The organism is Kitasatospora sp. NPDC032757 (assembly GCF_055579305.1).
This window is the reverse complement of the sequence record NZ_JBVINN010000006.1, coordinates 210,658-236,698: the sequence shown is the minus strand read 5'-3', so window position 1 is coordinate 236,698 and position 26,041 is coordinate 210,658. Positions and strand designations below refer to the sequence as shown.

At 74.6% G+C, this 26,041-nt stretch carries 25 protein-coding genes; 14 read left to right on the top strand and 11 right to left on the bottom strand.

Going from position 1 to position 26,041, the window contains the following annotated elements:
- Positions 1–126: 126 nt before the first annotated feature.
- From ACZ5WK_RS11940 to ACZ5WK_RS11930, 3 genes are all read left to right on the top strand, one after another.
- Complete coding sequence (locus tag ACZ5WK_RS11940; protein ID WP_465547244.1) at positions 127–990, top strand: helix-turn-helix transcriptional regulator; 864 nt, start codon at positions 127–129, stop codon at positions 988–990.
- A gap of 170 nt (positions 991–1,160) precedes the next feature.
- The gene (locus ACZ5WK_RS11935) at positions 1,161–1,526 is read left to right on the top strand and encodes a hypothetical protein (protein WP_465547209.1); all 366 of its coding nucleotides are present in this window, start codon (positions 1,161–1,163) and stop codon (positions 1,524–1,526) included.
- 107 nt (positions 1,527–1,633) lie between these two features.
- Entirely contained in the window at positions 1,634–1,777 is a 144-nt protein-coding gene (locus tag ACZ5WK_RS11930) for a hypothetical protein (protein WP_465547208.1), read from the top strand.
- Here ACZ5WK_RS11930 and ACZ5WK_RS11925 read toward each other — a convergent pair.
- Positions 1,749–3,353 carry an alpha/beta hydrolase gene (locus ACZ5WK_RS11925; protein ID WP_465547207.1) on the bottom strand — a complete coding sequence of 535 codons (1,605 nt, stop codon included), beginning with the start codon at positions 3,351–3,353 and terminating at the stop codon, positions 1,749–1,751. The two genes, ACZ5WK_RS11930 and ACZ5WK_RS11925, sit on opposite strands and share 29 nt — an antisense overlap.
- Before the next feature lie 282 nt (positions 3,354–3,635).
- On the opposite strand from ACZ5WK_RS11925, the gene ACZ5WK_RS11920 reads away from it, so the two are divergent.
- Entirely contained in the window at positions 3,636–5,237 is a 1,602-nt protein-coding gene (locus ACZ5WK_RS11920) for a hypothetical protein (RefSeq protein ID WP_465547206.1), read from the top strand.
- A 154-nt stretch (positions 5,238–5,391) separates the two neighbouring features.
- Positions 5,392–5,928, top strand: coding sequence for a peptidylprolyl isomerase (locus ACZ5WK_RS11915; RefSeq protein WP_465547205.1), 537 nt, complete (start codon positions 5,392–5,394; stop codon positions 5,926–5,928).
- Positions 5,929–6,027: 99 nt separating this feature from the next.
- Here ACZ5WK_RS11915 and ACZ5WK_RS11910 read toward each other — a convergent pair whose 3' ends face one another.
- From ACZ5WK_RS11910 to ACZ5WK_RS11885, 6 genes are all read right to left on the bottom strand, one after another.
- Complete coding sequence (locus ACZ5WK_RS11910; RefSeq protein WP_465547204.1) at positions 6,028–6,666, bottom strand: NAD(P)-dependent oxidoreductase; 639 nt, start codon at positions 6,664–6,666, stop codon at positions 6,028–6,030.
- Positions 6,667–6,753: 87 nt separating this feature from the next.
- On the bottom strand, positions 6,754–6,894 hold the full coding sequence (locus ACZ5WK_RS11905) for a hypothetical protein (protein WP_465547203.1): 141 nt from the start codon (positions 6,892–6,894) through the stop codon (positions 6,754–6,756).
- Positions 6,895–7,079: 185 nt separating this feature from the next.
- Positions 7,080–7,697, bottom strand: a complete 618-nt coding sequence (locus ACZ5WK_RS11900) for a hypothetical protein (RefSeq protein WP_465547202.1) — start codon at positions 7,695–7,697, stop codon at positions 7,080–7,082.
- Positions 7,698–7,816: 119 nt separating this feature from the next.
- Entirely contained in the window at positions 7,817–8,797 is a 981-nt protein-coding gene (locus tag ACZ5WK_RS11895; RefSeq protein ID WP_465547201.1) for a helix-turn-helix domain-containing protein, read from the bottom strand.
- Between the two features lie 202 nt (positions 8,798–8,999).
- The gene (locus ACZ5WK_RS11890) at positions 9,000–9,638 is read right to left on the bottom strand and encodes an NAD(P)-dependent oxidoreductase (protein WP_465547200.1); all 639 of its coding nucleotides are present in this window, start codon (positions 9,636–9,638) and stop codon (positions 9,000–9,002) included.
- A gap of 87 nt (positions 9,639–9,725) precedes the next feature.
- Complete coding sequence (locus tag ACZ5WK_RS11885) at positions 9,726–10,655, bottom strand: EamA family transporter (protein WP_465547199.1); 930 nt, start codon at positions 10,653–10,655, stop codon at positions 9,726–9,728.
- A gap of 123 nt (positions 10,656–10,778) precedes the next feature.
- On the opposite strand from ACZ5WK_RS11885, the gene ACZ5WK_RS11880 reads away from it, so the two are divergent.
- Positions 10,779–11,285, top strand: coding sequence for a MarR family winged helix-turn-helix transcriptional regulator (locus ACZ5WK_RS11880; RefSeq protein ID WP_465547198.1), 507 nt, complete (start codon positions 10,779–10,781; stop codon positions 11,283–11,285).
- Between the two features lie 54 nt (positions 11,286–11,339).
- On the opposite strand, the gene ACZ5WK_RS11875 is transcribed toward ACZ5WK_RS11880, so the two are convergent.
- Positions 11,340–12,218: a methyltransferase domain-containing protein gene (locus ACZ5WK_RS11875; RefSeq protein WP_465547197.1), complete on the bottom strand. Its 879-nt coding sequence runs from the start codon at positions 12,216–12,218 to the stop codon at positions 11,340–11,342.
- On the opposite strand from ACZ5WK_RS11875, the gene pdxR reads away from it, so the two are divergent.
- The 3 genes from pdxR (at position 12,200) to ACZ5WK_RS11860 (ending at position 15,731) form a co-directional block, all read left to right on the top strand.
- On the top strand, positions 12,200–13,729 hold the full coding sequence (gene pdxR / locus ACZ5WK_RS11870; RefSeq protein ID WP_465547196.1) for a MocR-like pyridoxine biosynthesis transcription factor PdxR: 1,530 nt from the start codon (positions 12,200–12,202) through the stop codon (positions 13,727–13,729). The two genes, ACZ5WK_RS11875 and pdxR, sit on opposite strands and share 19 nt — an antisense overlap.
- Before the next feature lie 284 nt (positions 13,730–14,013).
- Positions 14,014–15,168 carry a glycoside hydrolase family 3 N-terminal domain-containing protein gene (locus tag ACZ5WK_RS11865; RefSeq protein ID WP_465547195.1) on the top strand — a complete coding sequence of 385 codons (1,155 nt, stop codon included), beginning with the start codon at positions 14,014–14,016 and terminating at the stop codon, positions 15,166–15,168.
- A 41-nt stretch (positions 15,169–15,209) separates the two neighbouring features.
- On the top strand, positions 15,210–15,731 hold the full coding sequence (locus tag ACZ5WK_RS11860; RefSeq protein ID WP_465547194.1) for a GNAT family N-acetyltransferase: 522 nt from the start codon (positions 15,210–15,212) through the stop codon (positions 15,729–15,731).
- A gap of 168 nt (positions 15,732–15,899) precedes the next feature.
- Here the strand turns inward: ACZ5WK_RS11860 and ACZ5WK_RS11855 are convergent, their stop codons facing one another.
- Complete coding sequence (locus tag ACZ5WK_RS11855; RefSeq protein ID WP_465547193.1) at positions 15,900–16,643, bottom strand: polysaccharide deacetylase family protein; 744 nt, start codon at positions 16,641–16,643, stop codon at positions 15,900–15,902.
- Positions 16,644–16,879: 236 nt separating this feature from the next.
- Here ACZ5WK_RS11855 and ACZ5WK_RS11850 point away from each other — a divergent pair, with 236 nt between their 5' ends.
- The 3 genes from ACZ5WK_RS11850 to ACZ5WK_RS11840 all read left to right on the top strand — a co-directional run bounded on the left by ACZ5WK_RS11850 (position 16,880) and on the right by ACZ5WK_RS11840 (position 18,215).
- Positions 16,880–17,335: a hypothetical protein gene (locus ACZ5WK_RS11850; protein WP_465547192.1), complete on the top strand. Its 456-nt coding sequence runs from the start codon at positions 16,880–16,882 to the stop codon at positions 17,333–17,335.
- A 284-nt stretch (positions 17,336–17,619) separates the two neighbouring features.
- Positions 17,620–18,003, top strand: a complete 384-nt coding sequence (locus ACZ5WK_RS11845; protein ID WP_465547191.1) for an ArsR/SmtB family transcription factor — start codon at positions 17,620–17,622, stop codon at positions 18,001–18,003.
- Between the two features lie 80 nt (positions 18,004–18,083).
- Entirely contained in the window at positions 18,084–18,215 is a 132-nt protein-coding gene (locus ACZ5WK_RS11840) for a DUF6126 family protein (RefSeq protein WP_465547190.1), read from the top strand.
- A gap of 29 nt (positions 18,216–18,244) precedes the next feature.
- On the opposite strand, the gene ACZ5WK_RS11835 is transcribed toward ACZ5WK_RS11840, so the two are convergent.
- Complete coding sequence (locus tag ACZ5WK_RS11835; protein WP_465547189.1) at positions 18,245–20,830, bottom strand: cytochrome P450; 2,586 nt, start codon at positions 20,828–20,830, stop codon at positions 18,245–18,247.
- A 311-nt stretch (positions 20,831–21,141) separates the two neighbouring features.
- Entirely contained in the window at positions 21,142–21,615 is a 474-nt protein-coding gene (locus ACZ5WK_RS11830) for a hypothetical protein (protein WP_465547188.1), read from the bottom strand.
- 629 nt (positions 21,616–22,244) lie between these two features.
- On the opposite strand from ACZ5WK_RS11830, the gene ACZ5WK_RS11825 reads away from it, so the two are divergent.
- Both ACZ5WK_RS11825 and ACZ5WK_RS11820 read left to right on the top strand, forming a co-directional pair.
- Positions 22,245–22,667: a hypothetical protein gene (locus tag ACZ5WK_RS11825; protein WP_465547187.1), complete on the top strand. Its 423-nt coding sequence runs from the start codon at positions 22,245–22,247 to the stop codon at positions 22,665–22,667.
- Between the two features lie 901 nt (positions 22,668–23,568).
- The gene (locus tag ACZ5WK_RS11820) at positions 23,569–25,842 is read left to right on the top strand and encodes an RICIN domain-containing protein (RefSeq protein WP_465547186.1); all 2,274 of its coding nucleotides are present in this window, start codon (positions 23,569–23,571) and stop codon (positions 25,840–25,842) included.
- Positions 25,843–26,041 lie beyond the last annotated feature (199 nt).

The following is a 26,041-nucleotide window of genomic DNA, read 5'->3' as shown; positions in this document are numbered from 1 at the left end:
GGTCGGCCCGTCCGGCCGCCGCGACAGACTCTTCCGGGCCGGCCGCGGCGGCGGGAGAGACCTCCTCAACCAGGGATCGGCGATCCCTGGCTCGGCGTGCCGCCGGTGCGCGATGCTGAACGCATGATCGACCGACCGGCCCTGGCCGACTTCCTGACCCGTCGTCGTGCGCGCCTCGCCCCCGTCGACGTGGGCCTGCCGCCCGGCGCCCGGCGTCGCACGCCGGGCCTGCGCCGCGAGGAGGTCGCCCAACTGGCCGGGCTCTCGGTCGACTACTACGCCCGGCTGGAACAGCGGCGCGGTCCCCAGCCGTCGCCGCAGCTGGCCGCCGCCCTCGCCCGCGCGCTACGCCTGACCGACGACGAACGCGACCACCTCTTCCACCTGGCCGGCCACGAACCGCCGCGCCGGCACAGCCCGTTGAGCCACATCCGGCCCGGCCTGCTGCTGATCCTGGACCGTCTGCACGACACCCCGGCCCAGGTCGTCTCGGACGTCGGCGACGTCCTCGCCCAGAACCCGATGGCCGCCGCGCTCCTCGGCGACGCGGCGGACCGGGCGCCCCACCTGCGCAACGTGGCGGTCCGCTGGTTCGCCGACCCCGCCGCCCGCGCCCTCTTCCCGCCCGAGGAGCACGACGCCCTCGCCCGCGCCCACGTCGCCCACCTGCGCGCGGCCCACGCCGCCCGGCCCGGGGACCGGCACCTCGCCGCCCTGCTCGACCGGCTGCGGGCCACCGGCGAGGAGTTCGCCGCCTACTGGGAGCGGCACGACGTCGCCGTCCGGCGCAGCAGCCGCAAGACCGTCCTGCACCCGGTGGTCGGCCGGCTCGACCTCGACTGCGAAGTCCTGGCGACCGGCGGCCAGGACCAGCTGCTGCTGGTCTACACCGCCGACCCGGGTTCGGACACGGCGGAACGGCTGGAGTTGCTGCGCGTCGTCGGCAGGCAGGACCTCGGTGCCCCGGAGCCGGGGGGCGTCCTGCCGTGACCACGGCCGACCCGCGGGCTCCGGCGGACCGGCGGGCTCCGGCGGGCCGCCCGGCTGTCGCCGGAGGGGCTCGAAGGGGACCCTGTCATCTGTCAGGGACCGCTCCCGCCGCACCCCTCCTACGCTGCTGACCACTGGCCAGACCAGCCACACCAGAGGGAGATCCACCCATGCGCAAGATCATCCACGCCGCCGCCGCGCTCGCCCTCGCGACCGCCGCCATGACCGCCCTCGGCACCACCGGCGCCCGGGCCGCCGACGGCTCGTGGGACGGCTGCCCGGACGGGGCGGTGTGCGTCTACGGCGAGGGCGCGCCCACCTCCACCCCGCCGACCGACGTGTTCTGGAGCTACGGCGCCCACAACCTGCAGAACAAGACCGGCTGGCACTGGGTCCTCAACAACCAGTCCGGCGGCGCCCACTCCCACCTGTGCCTCGGCTACAACGGCACCAACTGCAACTACGACATGCCCGCCCAGAACGGCGTCTGGGCCGACCTCGGCCCGGTCAACTCCATCACCCTCGACCGCCCCTGAACACCTGACCGCCCCTGAGCGCCCCGACACCCGCCCCTGCCACGTGGCCGCCGGATTCCGTCCGGCGGCCACGCCGCGTCCGCGGGCCATGTCCTCACGAGGCCGACATGAGCGCGGAGGCCGGATGCCGGCTGCCGATGCACCGCTCCGCCCGCCACCTGCTGGGCGAGGCGCTGCCGTCGGTCGACGGCCCGCCGCTGGAGTACGTCGGCGGCGGCCCGGTCAACTCGTCTGCGGGGATGGGCAGGTGAGGTCACGCGCGGGTATCCGGCCGGCGAGCAGGTAGGACTCGACGACGGCGCGGACGCAGGTGTTCGGGCCGGGGTACTGGCCGTGGTCGCCGTTGCCGGTGATCGTCACCAGGCGGGAGCCGCGCAGCGCGCGGTGGGCGGAGAGGGCGGCCTCGTAGTACGTCGCCGGGTCGTGGACCGAGTTGAGCATCAGCGTGGGCGGCAGCCCGGCGCCGGTGACGCGGACCTCCGGCGCGGTGGGGGCCGGCCAGGTGGCGCAGACGGCGGCGAAGGCCAGTGTCCGGGCGCCCACCAGCGGCCACCGGGCGGTGTTCTCGGCGCCCCGGGCGTCCCAGACGGAGAGGTCGCGGCTCCAGGCCGTGTCGTTGCAGGTCACCGAGAAGAACTCGGCGAGGAACTCCCGGCCGAGGTATTCGCCGAAGACCCGTCGCGCCGTCGCCCGTGCGGCCGGGTCGGCACCGGGCCAGTCCTCCAGTGCCGTCAGCGAGGTGGCCAGCAGCGGGAAGCCGTTGTCCCTGCTGTAGATGCCCTGGATGGTGCCGTTGTCCAGTTGGTTGGGGCCTATCGTCAGCGTGCCGTCGACGAGCGGGCTGTCGTGCAGAGCGGCGCGCCGCTGCTCCCAGCGGGCCTTGGCCTCGGCGGGGGTGGAGCCGTAGTGGTAGGTGCTGTCGCGCGCCGCGAGCCAGGGCAGGAAGTCCTCGTCGAAGCGGCGCTGGAAGCTCATCGGCTGGCCGAGCTGGAACTGCTCCCAGCTGCCGTCGAAGCCGATGTTGCTGTCCAGCACCATCCGCTCGACCCGCTGCGGGAAGAGCGTCGCGTAGTACGCCCCGATCATGGTGGCGTAGGACGGGCCGTAGTAGGTGATGCGCCGCTCGCCGAGCAGGGCGCGGAAGAGGTCGATGTCGCGGGCGGTCTGCTCGGTGGTCAGGTAGGGCAGCAGGCCGCCGCTGCGCTGCTCGCAGTCGGCCGCCAGCTTGCGGGAGTTGGCGATGACGCGGTCCCGTGCGGCGGGGGAGTCGTCACGGAAGTCCCCGGCGAAGAAGGCCTGGAAGTCCTCGGGGGTCTGACAGACGGCCTGGGTGCTGTGGCCGACCCCGCGCTGGTCGAAGCCCACCACGTCGTACGCGGCCCCGAGGGCGGGCGCGTCGTGGACGAAGCCGGCCGGGCGCAGCAGACCCTTGCCGCCGGGGCCGCCGGCCGCCATGAGCAGTGTGCCGCGCCGCTGGGCAGGGTCGGCCGCGCGGTGCCGGGAGACCGCTACGGTGAGGTCCGGGCCGCCCGCCGGGTGGTGCCAGTCGCGTGGGACGGCCATGGTGGCGCACTCCAGCGAGGGCTCCTCGGCGCAGGGCTGCCAGGCGAGGTGCTGCTGCGCGTACCGGGCGGGGACGGCAGGTGTGGCGGGTAAGGCCGAAGCGCCGGCGGCCCCGGCGGTGGCGGGCAGGGTGACGGCGGCGAGCAGCGCGGCCGTCAGGGCGGCGAGCGGTGTCCGGTGCCGGCGCGTGCCGGTGCGGGCGCCGGTGCCGGTACGGCTGTCGGCAGGGGTGGACGGGTCAGGGCGGGTCACGTTCACGTTCACGTCCATGATCCTGGCCGCCCGGAGCCGGGTGATCGATGGGGTGGGCACCCGTCTTGGGGGTGTAGCTGGAGACACCCCCCGGACGGTGGTTGTCCGGGGGGTGTCCGGGGCGCGCAGCACAGCTGTCGGAGCATCGGCAGCCCTGATGGAGTGCCCGGGGGACGAACACCGGGGCGGGACGGACGGTGTCCGCCATCGACGGCGGCCCGTTGTCCGTGACGGCCGCTAGGCTGCCGTCCGCAGCGATCAGGACGGCACCACAGCAGGGCGGGCGGTACAGACATGACGACGGACCAGGGCACGGACCGGGGGACGGAGCACGGCACGCACCGGGGCGCCGGGCAGGGCGTGCGCCAGGCGCAGCGGGCGCTTGCCGCGCTGCGCGCGCTGGCCGAGGAGCTGCCCGACGAGGTGGAGCTGCTGGCCGGCTTCACCGACGAGCAGATGGACTCCTGGCCGGTCTTCGTGCCCGAGGCCTGCCGGGCGGTACTGCGTGAGGTCGGCGGAGTCGAGAGTGACGAGTGGGGCACCTACTCCTTCGGACCGTCCGGACCGGGCGGCTTCGGAGACGGCTACCTGGCCGTCGGCGGGACCGGGTACGAGGGCGGCGAGGTGCTGGTCGGCGTAGGGACCGGGCAACGTGACGACTGGGGCCCGGTGCTCCTGATCGAGCCCTGGGACGAGGCGGAGAGCATCGTCGAGGCGCCCGGATTCGTCGGGTGGCTGCCCGAGTTCGCCGGCCGGCTGGCCCGGGGCGGCGAGGCCTGGGAGGAGATCCCCCGGGCCGGGACGGTGGCCGCCGTCCCCTCGCTGCGCGCGGCCGCCGACGACCCCGGGCTGGCCCGGCTCGCGGGCCCCGGCGACAGCCTGACCGACGTCGTGGACCTGCGGGCGCTGCCCGGCTACCCGTGCCTGCTCGCCTGGGAGCCCTACTACTCCTTCTCCTACGACACGGCGGACACGGGCAGCAGCGAGACCGGGTTCGCGCTCGCCGGCGACGGCCAGGTGCTGCTGATCCGCAGCCTCGTCAGCGGTGACTTCCTCGGCCGCCCGGTGGCGCGCCCCGCCGTGCCGGCCGACGCGCCCGAGCGCGCGGTGGCCGAGCTGCGGGCCCTGGCGGCGGAGCTGCCCGGTCTGGTCGAGCTGGACGAGGGGTGCGGCGAGGCCGAGCTCGATGCCTGGCCCGTGCCGCTGCCCGGCGACGTGCGCGCCGTGCTGCGGGAGCTGGGCGGCGTCCGGATCGCCGGGCTGGCCCCGGTCGAACTGCGCGCCGGCTCGGCCGCCGCTCGGCTCTCGCCCGCGCTGGTGGAGATGGTCGGCGGCGCGGGGTCGTTCTGGCCGGTCGCGTCGATCGAGTACGGCCGCCGGAGCGCCTCGGTCCAGGTGCGGATCGACCAGGGGTCGGGGGCGTGGGGCTACGTCGTCTCCGTCCCGGCCGACGCGGAGCGGCTCGCGGAAACCCCGGAGCTCACCCTGCTCGCCGAGTCCTTGCCGCACCTGCTGCTCCGTCTCGCCCGGATCGCCCGTGGCGCGGCGCAGCGGGCGAGGACGGCGGAGGGCGGCGTGGACGGCACCCGCTTCGCGAGCCGGGCGCTGGCGGGCGGTCAGCACTTCTTCCCCAACACCGGCGAGCCGTGGGTCCACCCGGCCCCGCCGCACGGCTGGTCGGCGGACGGTGACCCGCTGCGGGCCGCGGCGGCGGCCCGACTGCCGGCGAACGCCCTGGTGGCGGACCTGCGGGATGCCCCCGTCCCGGCCGACCTCTGCTTCCACCGGGTCAAGGGGTGGGGCCATCGGGCGCGGGCCGAGCGGCTGCGGTTCTTCGGCGGCGGCCGGATCGCCGCCGTCGTCCCGGCTCCGGCGCCGGACCGGGCCCCGCGGTAACCGGCCGGGTGGGCGCCGGGCGTTCCGCCGGGCCGGGGTCTCCCGCGCCGGGCCGTCGGCCCGTTTCCAAGCGCGACCGGTCGACTACTGTATGCGCGGAAAAGCGGGGGCGGCTGCGGCTCGACCCCCGGCCCTTCGACGCAGGAGACAGACGGTGGCTGAGAGCCTCATCGCGACGCTGGACACGACACTCGGCACGATCAAGGTCAGGCTGTTCCCGAACCACGCGCCCAAGACCGTCCGCAACTTCGTGGAACTCGCCCAGGGCGAGCGCGAGTGGACGCACCCGGAGACCGGAGAGACGTCGAGCGACCGGCTCTACGACGGCACCGTCTTCCACCGGGTGATCGCCGGCTTCATGATCCAGGGCGGTGACCCGCTCGGCATGGGCGTCGGCGGCCCGGGCTACACGTTCGACGACGAGATCCACCCCGACCTCTTCTTCAACCGGCCCTACCTGCTGGCCATGGCCAACGCCGGGAAGCAGAACGGCCGGGGCACCAACGGCTCGCAGTTCTTCATCACGGTCGGCCCGGCCCCGCACCTCAACACCAAGCACACCATCTTCGGCGAGGTCGTCGAGGGCGCCGACGTGGTGGACGCGATCGCCAAGACCGAAACCGGCGCCAACGACCGGCCGGTCGAGGACGTCGTGCTCCGGACGGTCACCATCGAGCGCGTCACCTCCTGACGCCGTCGCGCCCGGGCCCCCGCATCGTCGGTCCGACGACGTGGGGCCCGGGCGCACGGTTGTGCCTGCGCGGCGTCCGGTGCGGCACTCCCCGGCCACTCAGTAGGCCGCGGTGAAGCGGGTGCGGTGGTGGGCGGGGTGCTCGGCCTCGTCGAGGAGCACGACGGCGAGGTCCTCCATGGAGATGGCCGAGGTGCCCGCGGCGTCCACCACCAGTTCGTCCCGGCCGAGGCGGTAGCGGCCGGTGCGCTCCCCCGGTGCGAGGAGCGCGGCGGGGCTGAGGTAGGCCCAGTCGACCGCGGTGTCGGCCCGGTGGAGGGCGAGCTGCTCGCTGCAGGCGAGGGCGATGGGGAGCCAGCCGGCCGGGAATTCGGGGCCGTCGACGACGGTGGCGCCGTTGCCACCGGGCAGGGTGAGGCTGCCGGCGCCGCCGACGGCCAGCAGCCGCACGCCCGTTCCGGCCAGGCCGGCCAGCAGGCCCTTGGTGGCGGTGGCCAGTTCGCCCTCGCTGCCGGGTGCCGGGCGGGTGGCGCTGATCACCACATCCTGGCCGGCGGCGAGCCGGGTGACGTCCTCGGCGTTGCGGGCGTCGCCGGTGGCGATCGTGGCCTCGGCCGGCAGACCGTGCGGCCGGGACGGGTCGCGCACGACGGCGGTGACCTGGTGGCCGCGGGCGAGGGCCTCGGCGATGACGCGGCTGCCGACATTGCCGGTGGCGCCGAACACGGTGATGCGCATGGGGGTTCTCCAGAGATCGGCGGGAAAGGGGAAGCGGGTGGCGGGATGCCCGGCGTCGTGCGCGCGGCGGGCAGTGTCAGACAAGCCCTAAGCGGCGTGCTCGCGCGCGGGGTGCCGCTCGTCCGCGGGCCGGGGGAGCGGCGCCGTGTCGGCCGCGCGCGGCCGCTGGGTCTGGGCGCCCAACCGGGCGGCGACCTCGGTCATGTCGGCCTCGATGATGTCCGCCACGGCCCCGGGCCGCACCGTCCCCCGAGGCGGGCCAGTTCGGCCAGCGTCTGCGCGGCCGCGTCCGCTGCGCCCGGCTTGCCGGTACCGGGTCTCGGGGGACGGCCGAGACCCCTCACCCCGGGCGGACCGGGGTGAGGGGTTCTGCGGATCAGTGGTGTTCACTCAGGAGCGTGGCGTGCTGTCGGTCAGTGCCATGCGTCGCAGGCGACGATGTGGGTGTCCATGTTGTAGATGCAGGCTCGGACCCAGTTGCCGGGGCCGTCGTAGATGCCCTCGCCCCAGGCGGAGGTGTTCACCACCGTGCTGATGATGCCGTCCCAGGTGCTGCCGCCGTCGTAGGACCGGTCCATATAGGTGTCGAAGTTGTTGCTGGGGGCGTAACCCTGCTGCGTCGCCCACTCGTGGTGGTTCTTGTCCAGGGTGGTGGCGAGGGTCCACCAGCCCCAGCCGACGCTGTCGCACTGGGACCAGTACACGCCGATGACGCAGTTGTTCTGGGTGGTGGCTTGCATCCCGGTGTTGAGCTGGGTGCCGTCCTCGCGGCTCTTGGCCTCGGCGGCGAGCGTGATCTTCGCCTGGTCCATGGCCGTGCGCTGCGCCGGGGTGAGAACGGAGAGCTGCTGGTTGCCGCCGATGATGACCGGATTGTCGAACGATCCGAGCGGTGCCTGCGGGTTGTAGCTGTGGCGGCCGGCGGCGGCCTGGACGGGGGAAGCGGCGTTCGCCGGGGCGGCGAGGGTGCCGAGCGTGGTGGTGGCGGCGACAGCCGCGAGAACGGCGGCGAGCTTGAGGCGGATGGTCACGGACTGTTCCTCTTCTTCTTCCGGTGGACGGCGACGGCAGCGCGGCGTGAAGGGGTACGACCGTGCCCTGGCCGCCCGATCCGGCGGCAGGCCGTCAACTTCTCACCCCTGACCGGCGCTTACGTCGGCCTGTTGTCTCCAGCGCTATGAAATCTAGGCTCGATCGGCATGCTCTGGTGCGCGTGCCGTGCAGGGTCTCCTGACACTGCATGCAGTGCGGGCCGGAGGGCGTTCTCGCGGTGATCGGTCGGAGTGAAGCCGTACGCCTCGCGGAAGGCGCGGCTGAAGGCGGTGGCGTTGGAGAAGCCCCAGCGGCCCGCGATCGCTTGGACGGGGTGGTTCCTCAGCTCCTGGCGCGCGAGGTCGGCGTGGCAGCGTTCGAGCCGGCGTCGGCGGATGAAGGCCGCGACGCTGAGGGGTTGCCCCTCGAAGAGTGCGTAGAGGCCGCGTAGGGAGATGTTGTGCCGGTCGGCGATGGCCAGGGGCGTGAGGTCCGGGTCGCCGAGGTTGTGCTCGATGAAGCCGGTGATCCGCTGCCGCATGGCCTGGGCGCGGGCCTCGGCCGGTGCCTCGCCCAGGGCTCCGAGACGCTGGGCCAGGCAGGCGGCGGCCAGGTCGACGGCGATGGATCCCAGGCGGATGGCCTCCTCGGCCTGGCAGTCCGGACCGTGCGCGACGAGTGCGCCTAGGAAATCGGCGAGTATCGCTCCAGTTCCTCCGGTCACGGGGATGGGCTGTGCGAGGAGGCGGTCCACCCTGTTCGGCCGCAGTGGCAGGACGGACCGGGGTATCTGCAGCACGATCGCCCGGACTTCCCCGCCGTCGGAGCTGCCGTGGTTCTCCACAGCACGTGAGGTGTCCGTCCATAACGTGTCCCCCGCGATCACCGTCCCATGGCCGGACCGGGGCACCCGCAGGGCGCGTTTCGTCGTCAGCACCAGCTGGTACTGCTCGGGATCACCCCGTGGGAATCGGACCGGGGTGTGGTGTGACCGGACCCGCGAGAAGGCGAACGTCGACACCTGCACGGGCCCCAGTCCCAGGTTCGTGATCTCGGCACGGAAGCCGGCCAGGTGTTCCGTGCCGGGCGCGACGAGCATCAGCTCACCGGACGCCGTCTCACCCGGCCCCGTCTCACCGGACCGGGTGAACCTGTCCGTCGACGCCACGGCAGCAGCCGTTGCACTGCACGATTTCACGAAACCTCCACATGTTCACGGTGTGACAGGAACCCGGTCCTCCCGCCAGCGGCGATGCACGCTCTGCCGACGACCGGACCGTTCGGCGGCCGGGCCGCCCGCCTCAGTACGCGACGGTGAAGCGCGTGCGGTGGTGGGCGGGCTGCTCGGCCTCGTCGAGCAGGGCGACGGCGAGGTCCTCCATCGAGATGGCGGAGGTGCCGTCGGCGTCGACCAGCAGTTCGTCCCGGCCGAGGCGGTAGCGGCCGGTGCGCTCGCCCGGGGAGAGGAGGGCGGCGGGGCTGAGGTAGGCCCACTCGACCTCGCTGTCGGCGCGGCAGAGGGCGAGCTGCTCGCCGCAGGCCTGGGCGATGGGCAGCCAGGAGGGCGGGAAGCCGGGGTCGTCGACGACGGTGGCGCCGTCGCCGCCCGGCAGGGTGAGGCTGCCGGCGCCGCCGACGAGCAGCAGGCGCACGCCCGTCCCGGCCAGGCCGGCCAGCAGGCCCTTGGTGGCGGTGGCGAGTTCGGACTCGCTGCCGGGGGCCGGGCGGGTGGCGCTGATCACCACGTCCTGGCCGGTGGCCAGCCGGGTGACGTCCTCGGCGGTGCGGGCGTCGCCGGTGGCGATGGTGGCGGCTCCGGGCAGGCTGTGCGGCCTGGCGGGGTCGCGGAGGACGGCGGTGACCTGGTGGCCGCGGGCGACGGCCTCGGCCACCACCCGGCTGCCGACGTTGCCGGTGGCGCCGAACACGGTGATGCGCACGGGGTTCTCCAGTTCCGGAAGGGGGGACGTACGGTCTCGGACGGCGTACGCGCTCGGGCGGCGTGTACGGTCAGGCGGTGTGCGTGCTCAGCGGGTGGGTTCGGGGACGGGCTGCTGCGTCGCGGCGGCCTCGGCCGACGCGGGCTGCCCGGCCGGGGGGAGCGGGCTCTCCGGGGCGGCGGGGCCGGTCTGCCGCTGGTTCTGGGCGGCGACCAGTGAGCCGAGCACGATGACCGCGCCGACTCCCTGGACCGGCGAGAGGTCCTGACCGAGGGCCAGCCAGCCGAGGGCGGTGGCGACCACGGGGCTGAGCAGCCCGAGGAAGGTGACGGAGGTCGGCGGCAGCGCCCGGATCCCGCGGAACCAGAGCGCGTACGAGACGGCGGCGCCGATCAGGCCGAGGTAGGCGTAGCCGAGCAGGTTGGCGCCGGTGAGGTGGGACGGCGGTGCGCCCTCCACCAGGAGCGCGACCGGGACGAGCATCAGGCCGCCCGCGGTGAGCTGCCAGCCGGTGGTGGCGAGCAGCGGGGCCGGTGAGGTCCACCGCTTGGACAGGACGACTCCGGTGGCCATCACGACGGCGCCGCCGAGCGCGGCCGCGACGCCGAGGGCGTCGAGCTGGGCGTTGGCCCGGAGCACCAGCAGGCTGACGCCGGCCACGCCGGCGATGCCGGAGATCAGGGTGCGCAGCGAGAGCCGGTCGCCGAGCAGTCCGGCGGAGAGTCCGGCGGCGATCAGCGGCTGGACGGCGCCGACGGTGGCGGCGACCCCGCCGGGCAGGCGGTAGGCGGCGATGAAGAGGAGGGCCATGAACGCGCCGATGTTGAGCGCACCCAGCACCAGCGAGCGCCACCACCAACTGCCTGTCGGCAGGCGGCGGGTGACGGCGAGGAGGAGGATTCCGGCCGGCAGGGCGCGGAGCACCGCGGCGAGCAGCGGGCGGTTGGGCGGGAGCAGTTCCGTGGTGACGAGGTAGGTCGACCCCCAGATGGCGGGGGCGAGAGCGGTCAGCAGCACGATTCCGAGGCGATTCCTTAGCACTAAGCTAATGTATCTCAGCGCTAAGGCAGATTGGGTCCGGCCGGGTGAATCGGGCGATGTGAGGTATCTCACCGCTAAGGCATCGCATAGGCTGGACTCGTGGCAGATCATGTGGACCGACTGGTGCGGCAGTGGGGCGCGGAGCGCCCCGACCTCGACGTCTCCCCGATGGAGGTGATCGGCCGGCTCAAGCGGGTCTCCCGCCTCGTGGACGCCGAGCTGAAGCGCAACTTCGCCGAACACGACCTGGACGCCGCCTCCTTCGACGTCCTCGCCACCCTGCGCCGCAGCGGCCCGCCCTACCGGCTCACCCCCACCGGGCTGATGCAGTCCGCGATGGTCACCTCGGGCGCGATCAGCCAGCGCCTCGACCGGCTGGAGGCCCGGGGCCTGGTCACCCGCACCCCCAGCGGCTCCGACGGCCGCAGCCGCGACGTGGCCCTCACCCCCGAAGGCCACGCCCTGGTCGACCGCGCCCTCCCCGACCACCTCACCACCGAACGGCGCATCCTGGCCGACCTCGATGCCCCTCGGATCGAGGCCCTGGTGGCCACCCTGCGCACCCTGCTCACCACCCTGGGCGACGGGGACGACGGGGTCCGGTAGCGCGCCCGTGTGCTGGGTGTACCGACCCGTGAGCCCTGTCATCGACCCCGATGGTCAGTACACCCGGGAGTTGACCGCCACCGCCTTGAAGAAGGTGTAGTGGAACGTCCCGCCCTCCTCCGCGGTGCGGCGCAGGTCGGCGATGCCTTCATCGAAGGCGGCCGCCGTGGTGAGGCCCGCCGCGAGCGCGGCCGCGCGGACGGACTCGACCATCGCGACGAAGGTGCGGCGGGTGAACCCCTCGACCAGCTCCGGGCGGCTCCCGTCCGCATAGACGGTCCGCGGGCGGACGGTGACGTCGTGAAACCCCGCCTCCGTCAGCAGCGGGTACAGGCGCCGCCCGAGCTCGCCGTCGCCGCCCGCGTCGGCCTGCAGCCGGACGAGGTGGTCCACCGTCGCGCGGGCGGCGGGGCTCTCCGGGTGGAAGAACGCCGAGCCGTGGTCGCCCTCGATCACGGTGATCGTCCCGCCCGGCCGCAGCAACCGCCGCAGGGCGTCCAGCGCAGCCACCGGGTCGGCCAGGTGCTCCAACACGAAGCAGACGAAGAGATGGTCGAAGGAGCCGTCGGCGAACGGCAGCTCGTGCAGGTCCCCGTGGTGCCACGTCACCTGCGCGCCGGGCGCGTGCGCCGCGACCCGGGCGCGGGCCTGGGCGAGCGATTCGGCCGAGATGTCGGCGGCCGTCAGCCGTACCCCGGGGCTGCCCGCCAGCAGGTGCAGCGTCTGGGCCCCGACGCCGCAGCCCGCCTCCAGCACCCGGCTGCCGGCCGGGTACGCCGTGCCTGCGTGCAGCAGCTCCGCGAGGGTGTCCGCCTGGTCGCCGAGCCGCTGGGCCTCGGTCGTCGAATAGCCGTGCACATAGGCGTGGTCCTCCGTGGGGCCGGCGGCCCGCGACTGCGAGATGGTCTCCGGGAATGTCGTTTCCGTCGTCATGGCCCCAGCCTGGCCCGCACAATGGACCGGTGAACAGGTCCAAAGAGCCGGCCCTCGACAGGTCCGAAACCGCCGGGGCCGACTTCCTGCAGCTCGACACCGCCGACGCCCCGGCCGGCGGGCTCGCCGACTGGCTGGCCCGGCGGCTGCGCCGGGCGATCACGGACGGCCGCCTCCCCCCGGGCAGCCGGCTGCCCGCCACCCGCGTGCTCGCCGCGGAGCTGAGGGTCTCCCGAGGGGTCGTCACCGACGCCTACCGGCGGCTCACCGAGGAGGGCCAGATCGCCGGCCGGGGCAGGGGCGGCACCGTCGTCGTCGCCACCCCCGCGCCGCCGCCCCCGCCGGCCGCGCCGCCCGCCCCGGTGCCCGCCCTGTTCGACTCCGCGCCCGTCCCCGAGAGCTTCGACGCGCTGCGGGCCACTCCCGCCCGGATCGACCTCTCGCCCGGCGTACCCGACCTCGCCGCCTTCCCGCGGGCCGCCTGGCTGCGCGCCGAACGCGCCGTCCTCGACGGGCTCCCCGCCCACGAGTTCGGCTACGGCGACCCGCGCGGCACCCCCGCGCTCCGCCTGGCCGTCTCACACTGGCTCGCCCGTAACCGGGGCATCCGCGCCGACCCCGACGAGGTCCTGATCGTCGCCGGTGCCGCCCAGGCCCTCGCCCTGCTCGGCCAGGTGTTCGGCCGGGCCGGCATCACCGAGGTCGCCGTCGAGGACCCGGGCTCGCTCGGCACCCGCCAGCACCTCGGCCACTGGCTCACCGCGACCCCGCCCGTCCCGGTCGACGCCGACGGCATCCGGGTCGACGCGCTGCGCGCCACCGGCGCCCCGGCCGTGCTGCTGACCCCCGCCCACCAGTTCCCGGCCGGGGTGGTGCTCGGCGGTGAACGGCGCCGCGACCTGCTCCGCTGGGCCGGCGAGGGCGGCCTCGTCATCGAGGACGACTACGACGCCGAACACCGCTACGACCGCGCCCCCGTGCCCGCGCTGCGCGCCGTCCTCCCCGAACAGGTCTGCTACACCGGCAGCGTCTCCAAACTGCTCGCCCCCGCCCTGCGCACCGGGTGGCTGCTCGTGCCGGCCCGCCACCGCGAGGCCGTCCTCGCCGCCAAACGCTTCGCCGACCTCGGCAACGCCGCCCTGCCGCAACTGGTGCTGGCCAGGCTCATGGAGACCGGCGAGCTGGAGCGCCACCTGCGCCTGCTGCGCCCGCGGCACCGGCGGCGCCGGGACGCCATGATCGCCGCGATCGGCACCCACCTGCCGGGCGCCGTCGTGCACGGCGCGGCGGCCGGTCTGCACCTGATGGTCACCTTCCCGGCCGGGCTCGACTGCTCCGACACCGAACTCGCCACGGCGGCGCTCGCGCACGGCGTCAAGGTGCAGCCGCTCTCCTGGCACGCCAGGCTGCCGCACCGGCCCGGGCTGGTGCTCGGCTACGCGGCCGGCGCGCCGGGCGACATCGCCGAGGGCGTCGCGGTGCTCGGCCGGTTGTTAGGGCGGATGGGGTAGCGGGGGCGCGTCGCGCCCGGCCCGGCCGCGCCGGATCCCGATAGCCTGGCGCACCGGATCGCCCGGCCCCGCCGGTCCCCGTTCCGTCCGCGTTCAGTCCCCGCTCCCTTCTCCATCCGCCCCGAGCCCCGTGCTCAGCCCGATCTGTCGGACGCCCGACCGTCCGACGTCCCACCGTCCGACGCTCTGTTCGTCCGATGCGCTGTCCGCCCGACGCCCTGTCCGTGCCAGCCCTGTCTGTGCCAAGACCTGTGTAGAGCCCCGTCCCCTACCCGGGAGGCCCGATGCCGTCGCTCCGGCGGACCGTCCGCTGCGCGGCGCTGGCCCTGCTGCTGACCGCCCTGACCCCGGCCCCGGCCGGTACGGCGCGCGGCAACCACCGGCCGCCGCCCATCGCGGAGAGGAACACCCCCATGCCGACCGAGGACTCCCGGCTGCTCGCCGGCCGGCGGATCGTCTACTCCTACCCCGGCCCGACCCCGCCGCCCGCCCTGATCCAGGCAATCCGCGAGGGCCGGGCGGCCGGCGTCATCCTGTTCGGCGACAACACCGCCGTGCCCGCCCAACTCCACGCCGCTGTCGAGCAGATGCACCAGGCCGCCGCCGAGGCACCGGGTGGCCGGCCGCTGCTGCTGATGACCGACCAGGAGGGCGGCAAGGTCCGGCGGCTCCCCGGTGCACCCGAACTCTCCGCCCGCCGGACCGGGTTGGCCTCCGACCCGGTCGGCGAGGCCGCCCGGTCGGGCGCCGGCGCCGGCCGCAACCTCGCCGACACGGGCCTGAACACCAACCTCGCCCCCGTCCTCGACGTCTACGACACCCCCGACAACTTCATCGACCACTCCGAACGCTCCTACGGCCAGGACCCCTCCGTGGTCGCCACCTTGGGCGCCGCCTTCCTCACCGCCCAGCAGGGGCTCGGCGTCGCCGCCACCGCCAAGCACTTCCCCGGCCTCGGCTCCGCCGCACGTGACCTGAACACCGACCTGGGCCCCGCCACCCTCCCGGTGCCGCTCGCCGAGCTCCGCGCCCGCGGCGAGGAGCCCTACCGCGCCGCCATCGCCGCCGGCGTCCGGCTGGTCATGACCTCCTGGGCCGTCTACCCCGCCCTCGACCCGGCCCGCCCGGCCGGCCTCTCGTCCGCCGTCGTCCAGGGCGAACTCCGCGAGCGCCTCGGCTTCCAGGGCGTCACCATCACCGACGCCCTCGAAGCCGGCGCCCTGGCCTCCTTCGGCGACACCCCCGCCCGGGCCCTCGCCGCTGCCGGGGCGGGCATGGACCTGCTGCTCTGCTCGGCCCGCGACGTCGGCCAGGGCGACGCCGCGGCCGCCGCCCTGGCCGACGGCCTGGACAGCGGCCACCTGGACCGCCGGGCCTTCCTCGATGCCCTCCACCGGATCGACACCCTGCGCTCCTCCCTTGCCGGGCGCGGCCGTTAGAGTGAGGGGCGAACCAGGGAGCAGAGCCGAGGGAGGGGCCCGTGGCCGTGGAATGGGTGCGACTGAAGCTCGACCTGGAGGCGTTCGACGGGGCCCGGTTCGCGCCGTACCTCGATGGCGCCCGGCAGGCCGGGATCGTGTTCACCACCATGGCCGATGTCGGCGACACGGCCGAACACCGCCGCGCCCTCTACGAGTTGAACAAGACCTGCGCCGCCGACATCCCCGAGCGGGGCGAGTTCTACACCTTCGACGAGTACCTCGCCCAGCGGATCGAGATCCCGGTCTACGATCCCCGGGGCGTCGTCCTCGCCCTGGACGGCCCGGTCTGGGCCGGGATGGCGGCGACCACGCTGCGACCCGAGGGGTATGCGTTCGCCGAGATGACCGGGGTCCTCGCCGGCCACCGCGGGCGCGGGATCTCGCTGGCCATGAAGCTGCTGGCCATCGACTTCGCCCGGGCCGACGGCAGGCGCTGGCTGCGGACCATCCACCACCCGGCCAACGCTGCCGTGATCGGTCTCAACCGGCGGCTGGGCTTCGTCGACGACGAGGTCGGGTGACGGAGCCCGGGGTCAACCCGGCTCCCTCATAGGGCAGTTCAGGCGGGGTGGCGGGCGGCAGGCAGCGGGCGGGGCCGGATGGCCGGGCCCGCCGAGGATCGTCGCGCCCCGGGCCTCGCTGTGCCTGGTCGCTCGGCAACCCCGCTACCCCGATGCTCCGTCAGCCCGTCAGCCCGTCAGCCCGTCGCCTCGTCGCTCAGCGTCGAGCAGTTCGCGCAGGTCCAGGAAGCGGTAGCCGCGGGCGCGGACGGCGTCGATGATCAGCGGGAGCGCCTCGGCGTCCAGGCACCGGTGGTCGGGGCTCTCGTCGGGTGCGCCGACGTGGAGTTGGAGGATCGCGCCGGGCACGAGGGCGGCGAGCGCGCGGTCGACGGCCTTGGCGGTGGTCATGCCCCCGGCGGGGCCGAGGTAGCCGTTGGTGTCGGCGGTGAACTCGAGGTCGGCGAAGCCGAGAGCGTTGACGTCGGCGATCCGCTGCGGCGTCGTCTCGCTGTAGGGGAAGCGGAAGAAGGGGAGTGGCTCGGCGCCCGAGGCGGTTCGGATCGCGGCGTCGGCGCGCAGCACTTCGGCGCGCGCCTGCTGCGGGCCGAGGTCGGCGAAGAACGGGTGGCTGTAGGAGTGGTTGCCGAGGCCGTGCCCGGCGGCGGCCACCGCGCGGACGGCGTCCGGATGCTGCTCGGCGAACTGCCCGGTGGGGAAGAACGCGGCGGGCGCGGCACGCTCGCGCAGCTCGGTGAGGACGGTGTCGAGCCCGGTCTCGTCCCAGGCGGCGTTGAAGGTGAGCGCCACGACCCGGTCCTCGGTGGGGAGCCGGCGGACCTCGCCGCCGAGCAGTGACGCGGGCGGGGCGGCGACCGCGGTCAGCGTGAGGGCGGCGGTCACCGCGGCGGCGATCGCGAGGAGACGTTTCACGCCCGCTCAACGCCGGCGGCCGGTCAAGGACACGGGTTCGAGCCGGTTCGGGGGTTGCGGTCGGCCCACCGGGTGGGGAGGGCCGGGATCGCGCCATCGAAGGCCGCTTTCCGGTCTGTCCGGTGAGTCGATGCCCGATCGGCGGCCGGGCGTTCGAATCGTATGCGAGGGTGGCGGCACGCCACATGTGAAATGTCACATGTGGCGCTATGAGAAATTGGGAAACGGAGAACCGCATGAACCGAATCACTCTGCTCGCCGCGGGCGTCGCCGGCGCGGCGACCCTGCTGGCCGTTCCGGCCGAGGCGGGTGCGGCCACTGCGACGACCACGGCCACGACCGTCACCTGTGGTGCGTCCGGGCTGCAGGCCGGGCTGTCGACCAAGGTGTGCGCCGAGGTCACCGGCGACGGCGTCCAGTTCTACGGGCAGGTCGCCCTGGCCGGGCCGCCGAGCCCGGGTGGTCCGCAGCCGCAGACCCGCGAGCTGCTGACCGGGCTCTCCGGGCAGATCGTGGGCGGCGCCTCGCTCGGCTCGGTGAACGGGCGGACGCTGTTCACGGCCAGCACGGTGCAGGTGCGGGGTGTCGGCGGCACGGCGCCGTGCGGGTCGACCGTGCACGGCAGCTTCAGTGTGGCCGCCTACCCGTGGAACCCGGCGCCGGTGACCGTGGACGTCGTGGTGCCGTGCTGATGACCGTCCGGTAGTACGGCGGGGCCCGGGAGGCGGCGGACTCCCGGGCCCCGCCCGTTCGGCTGCGAATGCTCGGCCGGAGAAGGTGCGGCTGCGGGAGATCGCGGGCGCTGCCTGCGGGCTCGGGCGGCCGCGATGCGATGACGACTTGAAGAATTCTTCATCCGCAGGGGATGATGCTCCACGGCCGAACCGGCCGAACCGGCCGACCCGGCCACCGCCCATCGGGCACCCCGGCCACCGGCACCACGGTGCGCAGGCGAGCACCAGGGAGGGAGCGGACGATGCCGGTCCCGCTGTACCAGGCGAAGGCGGAGTTCTTCCGCACCCTCGGGCACCCGGTCCGCATCCGCGTGCTGGAGCTGTTGCAGGACGGGCCGAGGCCGGTGCGCGAGCTGCTGGCCGAGATCGAGGTCGAGCCGTCCAACCTCTCCCAGCAGCTCGCGGTGCTGCGCCGGACCCAGCTGGTCACGGCCACCCGCGAGGGCAACACCGTGGTCTACGCGCTGAGCACGCCGGACGTGGCCGAGCTGCTGCGCGCCGCCCGGCGCATCCTCACCGACCTGATCACCGACCAGGGCGCGCTGCTCACCGAGCTCCGCTCGCCCGGTGCCTGCGCCGTGCAGGCCGCGGACCCCGGGCGCGCCGCCCGCACGACCAGCAGGTGAGAGCCGGGCGGGCGGCCTCGCACACCCGCCCGGACCAAGCCCACACGGCACGACCGCCCGACCCGAAGGAGAACCCGGCCATGGCCGACGGCATCAGCGACGAGAAGAGCAGGCGCAGGGCCATGCTGATCCGCGCGGGCATCTACATCTTCGCCACACACCTTTTCGCCGGGTTCGTCATCCTGCTCTTCACCCTCGGCGACCGCCACTGAGGTGGTGCCCCTGATCGAGGGAACGACCGTTACCGAGGCCGTGACCGGTCACTGACGTACCGGCGGGTGGTGCTGGTCCACGCGTGGACGCCGTCGACCAGCTCCCGGGTGCCGTTCAGATACCAGTGGCCGGCCGGGTGTCGGAGCAGCAGGCGCCGCCGGAGGGTGTCGCTCTGCTCCCTCAGACGTGCGATCCGGGCACGGACCGCCGCCGCAGCCTGGGTGCGGGTGCAGCCGCGGATGCGTTGCAGGGCCAGCACGGTGTTGAAGGCCACTGCCGCCTGGCGCTCCTCCCGCTCCAGTGAGTACAGGTCGTTGATGAGCGTCGCCGCGTCGGCGGTGTGCGCCCGCAGCCGGTGCAGCGCGGGGTCGGCGTGCAGCCTGGCCGGCGCCTCGGCGCCGTGGACCCGCTCCAGTATGTTCATGAACGGGTAGAGGCAGCTGGCGTGGCGGCGCAGCCGCACGGTCTCCGGCAGGCCGGGGGAGGTGCGCCCGGCCCGGTGGGCGGCCTCGGCGAGGAAGGTCTCCAGACAGGACCGCCACTCGGCGGTGCTCCGCTCGCGCCAGGCGGGGGACATGGTGTCGCACTGGCGCTCCCACAGCTCCCGCCACGAGTGCAGCAGCGGCGGGTCGCCGGCCGCGGCTGCCGGGGCGTCCCCGTCCAGGACGGCGAGCAGCGGCTCGACGACGGCGTGCGCCTCCGTCGGCCGGCGGCCGGGTGGGCCGTCGAAGCGGTCGTCGAGGATGGTGAACCAGCCGAGCACGTCGACCAGCAGGTCGAGTTCGGCGCCCCGGGCCCGCGGGTAGGAGTGGCCGATCAACGCGGGGAGTGCGAAGGCCTGGTAGCGCGGCAGCTCGGCGGGGGAGAGCAGACGGTGGTGGAGTGCCCAGTCGGCGTGCCGGTCCGTGGCGGTGCGCAGCTCGCCGGGGAGGCGGCGACGGGCGGCCGCGGTGGGCAGGCGAGGCGCCGGGTACGCGGGCCGGGCCGGCCGCGGGACGGCGGCGACGGCCGGTGCGGCCGTGCCCGGTGTGGCGGCCGTGCCCGGCGCGGTTGCTGCGGCGGCTTCGACGGCTTCGACGGCTGCGGCCTCGCGACCGGCTGCCGCGGCGGCCGGTCGCGAGGTGGCGGGCCGTGCGGCGGCCGGCCGTACGGTGGGGGCCTTCGGTGCGCCGGGGGTCTCGCGCGGGGCGAGCCGGACGCGTAAGCCCTGGGCCTGGACGGTGGTCCAGACCACCTCGCGGGCCCGGGTGCCCGGGACCGCCGTCGGCCGCCAGCGGCGCAGGATCGCGGCGGCGGCCACGGTCAGCTCCGCCCAGGCGAACGCCTCGCCGATGCACTTGTGCTTGCCCGCCCCGAACGGCAGGAACGCATGCCGGCCGGCGCTCGCCGTGCCGCCGCCCCCGTGCCGCCGGCCGGGCTGGAAGCGCAGCGGATCCGGATAGATCAGCGGGTCACGGTGCAGCGCGGTGAGGCTGTAGAGCAGCTCGGTGCCGGCCGGGATCCGGTACGGGCCGAGCTCGACCGGCACGCCTGCGGTCCGCATCAGGAAGGCGTTGGGTGCGTGCAGCCGGACCACCTCCCGGGTGACGCTGCGGGTGTACGTGAGCCGGGCGAGCGCCTCCGGAGTGGGGACGGTGCCCGGCGGGAGGTGCTCGTCCAGCTCGGCGAGGACGCGGGCCTCCACCCGGGGGTGCCGCAGCAGCTCGTCGATCAGCCAGGTGAGCGTGGTGGAGACGGTCTCGGTGCCCGCGCCGAACATGGTGATCGCCTCGGAGCGGACGTCCGCCTCGGTGAGCGGGCGGCCGGTGGCCGGGTCGCTCGCGGCGCGCAGCAGCCCGGGCAGAGTGGTGTCCGCGTTGCCGTCGGACCGCCCGGAGCCGTCGGCCGGGCAGCCGGTCGGCCGCGCAGCGCCGTTGACGGCCTGGTCGACCACCTGGTTCAGCACCCGGACGGCAGCGTCGAACCGCCGGTTGACCGGCAGCGGCAGCCGGGCGAACGCCGGGTGCGGGTAGAGCGACTGGACGATCTGACCCTTCACCATGTCGGGCAGAGCCCGGTGGAAGGCGAGCGTGGCGTCCTCGCTCAGCCGCGCGTCGAACAGCGTCCGGGTGACGATCTCCAGTGCGAGGTGGTTCATCTCCTTGGCGACGTCGAGGACTTGGCCCGGCCGCCAGCGTGCGGCGCGCTCCTCGGTGACCTGGTGCATCACCGCGAGGTATCCGGCCATCCGGTCCGGGCCGAATGCGGGCTGGACGACCCGGCGGCGGTCGCGGTGCGCCTGGCCCTCGGACATCAGCAGGCCGTCGCCGAACGCGGTCTTGAGGGTGTCCTGGACGGCGCCGCGCGGGCAGTCGTGGGCGAGCGTCACCAGCAGGGTGTGCACCAGGCGGGCGTCGGTGACCACACAGACCGTGCGCGGCCCGAGTCGGATGCGTACGACGCCCCCGTGGTGGGAGAGCGAGCCGAGGAAGCCGAGCGGATCGCGCAGCAGGGCGGGGGCGTGGCCGAGGCCCGGGAGCGCGCCCGGCGCGAGTGGGGGAGCGGCCGGGGCGGCCGACCGGGGGGCGCTTCCGAAGGGAACGATCGGTCTGCGAAGCTCGGTCGTCAGGGGCATGACATTACCTCTCACCAGGGGGGACCGGCGCGGCGGGCCCGCCGGAGCCGCCGCCGCGACAGGCGGGATCCGAGGGCCCCCGACCAGGGCGGACCCCCACGCACGCCGTGAACAGAGGGGCGCACGCCATAGCAAACGCGCCGGTCCGGCGAGCGTTGCGTCATACCTCGGGGGATCACTCCATCGGCGGAGCGTGCGCGCCGTCCCCCGGGCGCGGCGCGCGGTGGGCGAGTCGGACGGCGGAGGTGTGGCAGGCGCGCCGGCCGGTGGGCGGTGCGGCCGGGGGAGGGTGCTGAACCGTTCCCGCGCCGTCAGGCCCGGTGGCGCGGCGGAAAGTCGGCGTCCACCCGGTCGAGCCATCGGTCGGCCGCCGCGGCCAACCCCTCGGCGGCCTCGACGGGGTGCTCGAACCACTCCTCCCAGTCCTCCACCACCTCGCCCGCCAACTCGATCTCCACCAGGGCCCGCCACGGCGGCCCCCAGCGCAGGTCGAATCCGCAGCGGCGCGGGAACCCGAGCGCGCAGACCACGAGCAGGCCCGGCGCCTCGACGAAGCCGGTGACGGTCGCCGCCACGATCGGTCCGGTGCGGTGGTACTCCAGCCCGGCCCCGGTCCTGCCCGCCCGCACGCCGAGTCCGGCGGCAGACCGGCGCAACCGGCCGGCGGCGAGGGCGAGTGCGGCCTCGACGGCGGGGGCCTCGGCCTCGGTGAGGGCGGGGAAGACCCAGCGCGGGTCGCCCCGGTCGAGCGGGATCGTCTCGGTCTCGGTCTCGGTCTCGTTCACGGGCGGAGTCTGGCCGGGGGTGGACGGTGTCCGCAACCGGCCCTCGGACGGAACGGCCCGCCTGGTGCGTACCCGCATCATGCCCGCGACCGGGCGCCCGCTTCCGTGTGCAGGGCCTGACCTGGGCGGACGGCCTCGGCCGAAGGCGCGTCCGCCCTTGCCTCACGGGCAGGGTCCTTCGGCCCTCGGCCGGAGGGCCCCCGCCGGTCCACGATGGTCCGGGACCCGTCCGGTCGGTCCGGCGTCCGCCCGTACAGCCCGCGACCCGTCCGTACGGTCCGAAACCCGTGTGCACGCCCGGAACCGAGGAGGAGCCTGATGACCCGTCCGTGCGGCCTCACCCGTCGGCCGTTCGGCATCCATGTCGATCCGGGCGACGGTCTCGGCCCTGCTTGTCCGCCGCCGCCACGACGGGCACGAGGGCCACGACGGCCTGATTGCGCCGGTGGAGAGGGCCTTCTGACGGGCAGGACATGATCGGGTCCGGGTCCGGGCCCAGGGCAGGCAAGCAGACGAGCGACGAGAACCACGCGACGAGAACGCAGGCGACGAGAACGCAGGCGACGAGTAAAGAGCGACGAGTACACCCACCGACGGGCACACCCGAAGCAGAAGGCGGAACCAGGACCATGGACTGCGAAGAAGTCATGCTGACCGTCCGGATCACCGCGGCCGAGCGGGCGCTGCTGCGCGCACTCGCGCGCGGCCACGGCAGCGACGTGTCGGAGGTGGCGGCGGACGGCCTGCTCGACGTCATCCCCGCGCTGCACGGCGACGCCGCCGCGCTCCGGCTGACGCGCGTCCTGGCCCGCCCCGCACCCTGCGCCGTCACCCTCTGGCTGCCCTCGCCCGTCGCCGACCTCCTCCCGTTGCTCGGCGACCGGGTCGCCCTGGACTGCGGGCTGTCGACCTGTCCGGCGAGCGCCGCGCTCGCCGCCGCGTTGCGGCTCTGGCTGGCCGGCGACCCGGCCCGGCTCGCCGCCTCCCTCGCGACCATGCACGCGCCGAGGGCCTGCCGGACCGCCGTCCCCCTGCTGGATGTGGCGGCCTGAGTGCCCTCTCCCGCCGCGGCGTCGTCACCCGGCCCCCGGCCCCCGGTATGCGGCAGCATGTGCACGGCAGCACGGCAGCACGGCAGCACGGCAGCACGGCAGCACGTCGGGCGGCGCGCACGGCGTGCCCCGGTGCTCGTCCGGGGACGTCGGAGCCCCCCGTCCGGAGGCTGCCGTGGCAGCCGGAGTGACGCTTCGTCGGAGGTGTCCCGGAAGATCTCCCTGAACGTCTCCCTCAAGGTCTCCCGGATTGCTTCCCGGGTGGTGTCGCGGGTGGTGGTGCGGGTGTGCACGGTGAGTTCGAATGGCATGGCCGGGGCGGGAAGTCTGCTGGTCAGGGTTCTGGTCAGGGCAACCCGGCGGGTCTAGCATTCCGTCACGGCAGCCGGAGCCCGTATCCCCGGGCGGCCCGGCCGGGTGGCCGCCACCACCCCCTGTCGGGGAGCGCGTACCCCCCGAGCGCGCTCCCCGGCACCGCCGCGCGCCGACTGCTCTGGGCCGCTCGCGGCCGGACGGGGCGGCACGATCATCATCGCCGGATCCCCCGGCCGGGCTGACGTCTGCGCTCGGTCGCGCCGGCAGCCGCGCCGCTCGTGGCAGGCCGTTTCAGGCCGTTGCACGCCCTGCACGGAACCTCTCCCGACGGCCGTCCGGCCGGGCGCCGCGGCCGGGTGCACCGAAGCCGGACGGAACGGGCACGTCCGTGTGCGACCGGAGCCACCGTCAGGCCCGGAGAAGGGCCTGTGGCGGCGTTCGCGGCCGGGGCCGCCGATCCGCCTGATCGAATTTCGAAAGAGGTTTCTGTTATCCCCTCCCGTCGTGCCCGGTCTCCGTGGTGTCGGAAGGCCCGGCAGCCACGTTGCGTGGCGCGGGCCTCGTACCGAGGACAGGAGAGAGCGCGATGGGACACCGGAGCACGGAACACCGGCGCAAGCGGCGCAAGACGTCGGGGCGCCGCACGGCGCTGCTGGCGGTGGCGGTGGCGGCCGGACTGGTCGCGGGGGCACTGGGCATCCAGACCGCGCTGGAGCCGGCCGCCGTTCGGGCGGGCGTCACGGCGGCGGTGGACGGATCGGCCGACCGGGCGGAGGCGGGCACGGCCGGAGTCGTCGCCGACGACGGCGGGCCGGGGGAGACCGGTACCGCCGAGGGTGCCACCCAGGCGCCCGCCCCGAAGCGTGATCAGAAGGCCGCGCCGCTGCACGAGATACCCAAGGACCAGCCGGAGCGCGGTCTTGTCTATGCCGGTCTGACCCTGCCGACCGGCGACCGGTGCGCCGGTTCGCTGGAGGTGACGGGCGGGCAGCTGTGCAGCCACGGGCCGGACGCGCCGCCCAAGGAGGTGGACATCCACAAGGACGTCCCGCCGGTCGCCGCCGCGGCTGCCCAGGTACCGGCGCTCACGCCGCCGGCCGACGCCCAACCGCCAGCTGCCGCCGACCTGTTGAAGGGTTCGGTCCCCGTCCTGGACGCCGGCCAGAAGGCGCTGCTCAGCGACGCCGGCACCCCGGCGGCGGGAGCCCCCGCGGCGCCGCAGCAGACGCCCGCCGCCGGCTCCGCCGTGGTCTGCGACGGCGACGGCAGCGCCGGCAACCGGGTCCAGGTCGTGTACGTCCACACCGCAAGCAGCGACCGCTTCGCCCAGTACCTGCCCTCGTTCAAGAAGTGGGCGGCGGAGGTCGACACCATCTACAACGCCAGTGCCCAGGAGACCGGCGGCGTCCGGCACGTCCGCTTCGTCACCGAACCCGACTGCACCGCCTCGGTGTTGAACGTGCAGATCTCGGACTCCGAGATCGGCGACTTCAACGCGAGCAACCGCGCGCTCGCCGCGCAGGGGTTCAACCGCAAGGACCGCAAGTACATGATGTTCACCGACGCCAAGGTGTACTGCGGCATCGGCACCTTCGCGGGTGACGAGCGGCCCGGCCAGGACAACCTGAGCAACTTCGGTCCCTCGTACGGCCGGACCGACTCCGGCTGCTGGGGCGGAAACACGGCGGCGCACGAACTCGGCCACAACCTGGGTGCGGTGAGCAACAGCGCACCCAACTCCAGCAAGGGTGGCCACTGCGTCGACGAGTGGGACCTCATGTGCTACTCGGACACCCCGTACTACCCGGCGATGAAGACGGTCTGCCCGGACAACGCCAGCGACAGCCGGCTCGACTGCCGTCACGACGACTACTACAACACTGCGCCCGCGCCCGGCAGTTACCTGGCCACGCACTGGAACGTCGCCAACAACCGCTTCCTGATCGCCGGCGGCGGTACCGGCCCGAACCCCACCCCGACCCCCACGCCCACCGCGACGGCCTCGCCGACCCGGACCCCGACCGGCACGCCGACCGCGACGCCGACCCGGACGCCGAGCCCGACCCCCACGGCCACCGGGGGCACCCCGAGCCCGACCGGGACCCCGTCGCCCACCGGGAGCACCACCCCGACCCCGACCCCGACCCCGACCGCCACGCCGACCGGCGGCACCACCGGCCCTGACATGACGGTCAGTCAGATCACCCAGAACTCGGTCGTGCTGAGCTGGCCCGCCGTCCCGGCCGCCGCCGGCTATGACGTGCTGCTGAACGGCCAGGCCATCGGCACCGTCCGCGCCACCGTGGTCGGCCTGGTCCGGCTCGCCCCCGGCACCTCGTACACCGTGGCCGTCGCCGTCCGCGACAGCGCGGGTGCGGTCTCCAAGCCCGGCCGCGCGGCCACCTTCCGCACCCTCGCCGACGCCGGCCGTCCGCAGCCCGGTACCAAGTACACCCTGGTGAACGGGCTCACCGGGCAGGCCGCCGACCTCTGGGGCAGCTCGCTCAACGACGGCACCGTGGCCATCGCCTACCAGCGCACCGGTTACGCCAACCAGAAGTGGACCTTCGAGGACGCCGGGTCCGGCGCGGTGCGGATCAAGTCCGCCCGCTCGGACAAGTGCCTCCAGCTCGGCGGCGGCCCGGTGGCCGGCCAGTACCTCGCCCAGCAGCCCTGCTCCGACGCGGCCGCCCAGAAGTGGGCGCTCACTGCGTCGGGTGGTGGGTTCACCCTGAGCGCCGAGGGCTCGACCCTGGTGCTCGGCGTCAGCAACCGCTGGTACTACGGCGGTTGGCTGCTGGAGCTGCAGAAGCCCAACGGTCAGGCCTACCAGTCCTGGTCGCTGCAGAAGACCTCCTGACCTGACCTCGGGCCCGTCCTCGAACACCGCTCCGCCCGAGGGTGTTCGAAGACGGGCCCAGGCCCGTTGACACCCACCCGGGTGGGGGGGGGGGGGGGGGGGTGGGGGGGGGGGGGGGGGGGGGGGAGGGGGGGGGGTGGGGGGGGGGGGGGGGGGGGAACAGGACAGGATGCTATGCGCACCCCCTCCTCGTCGGTTT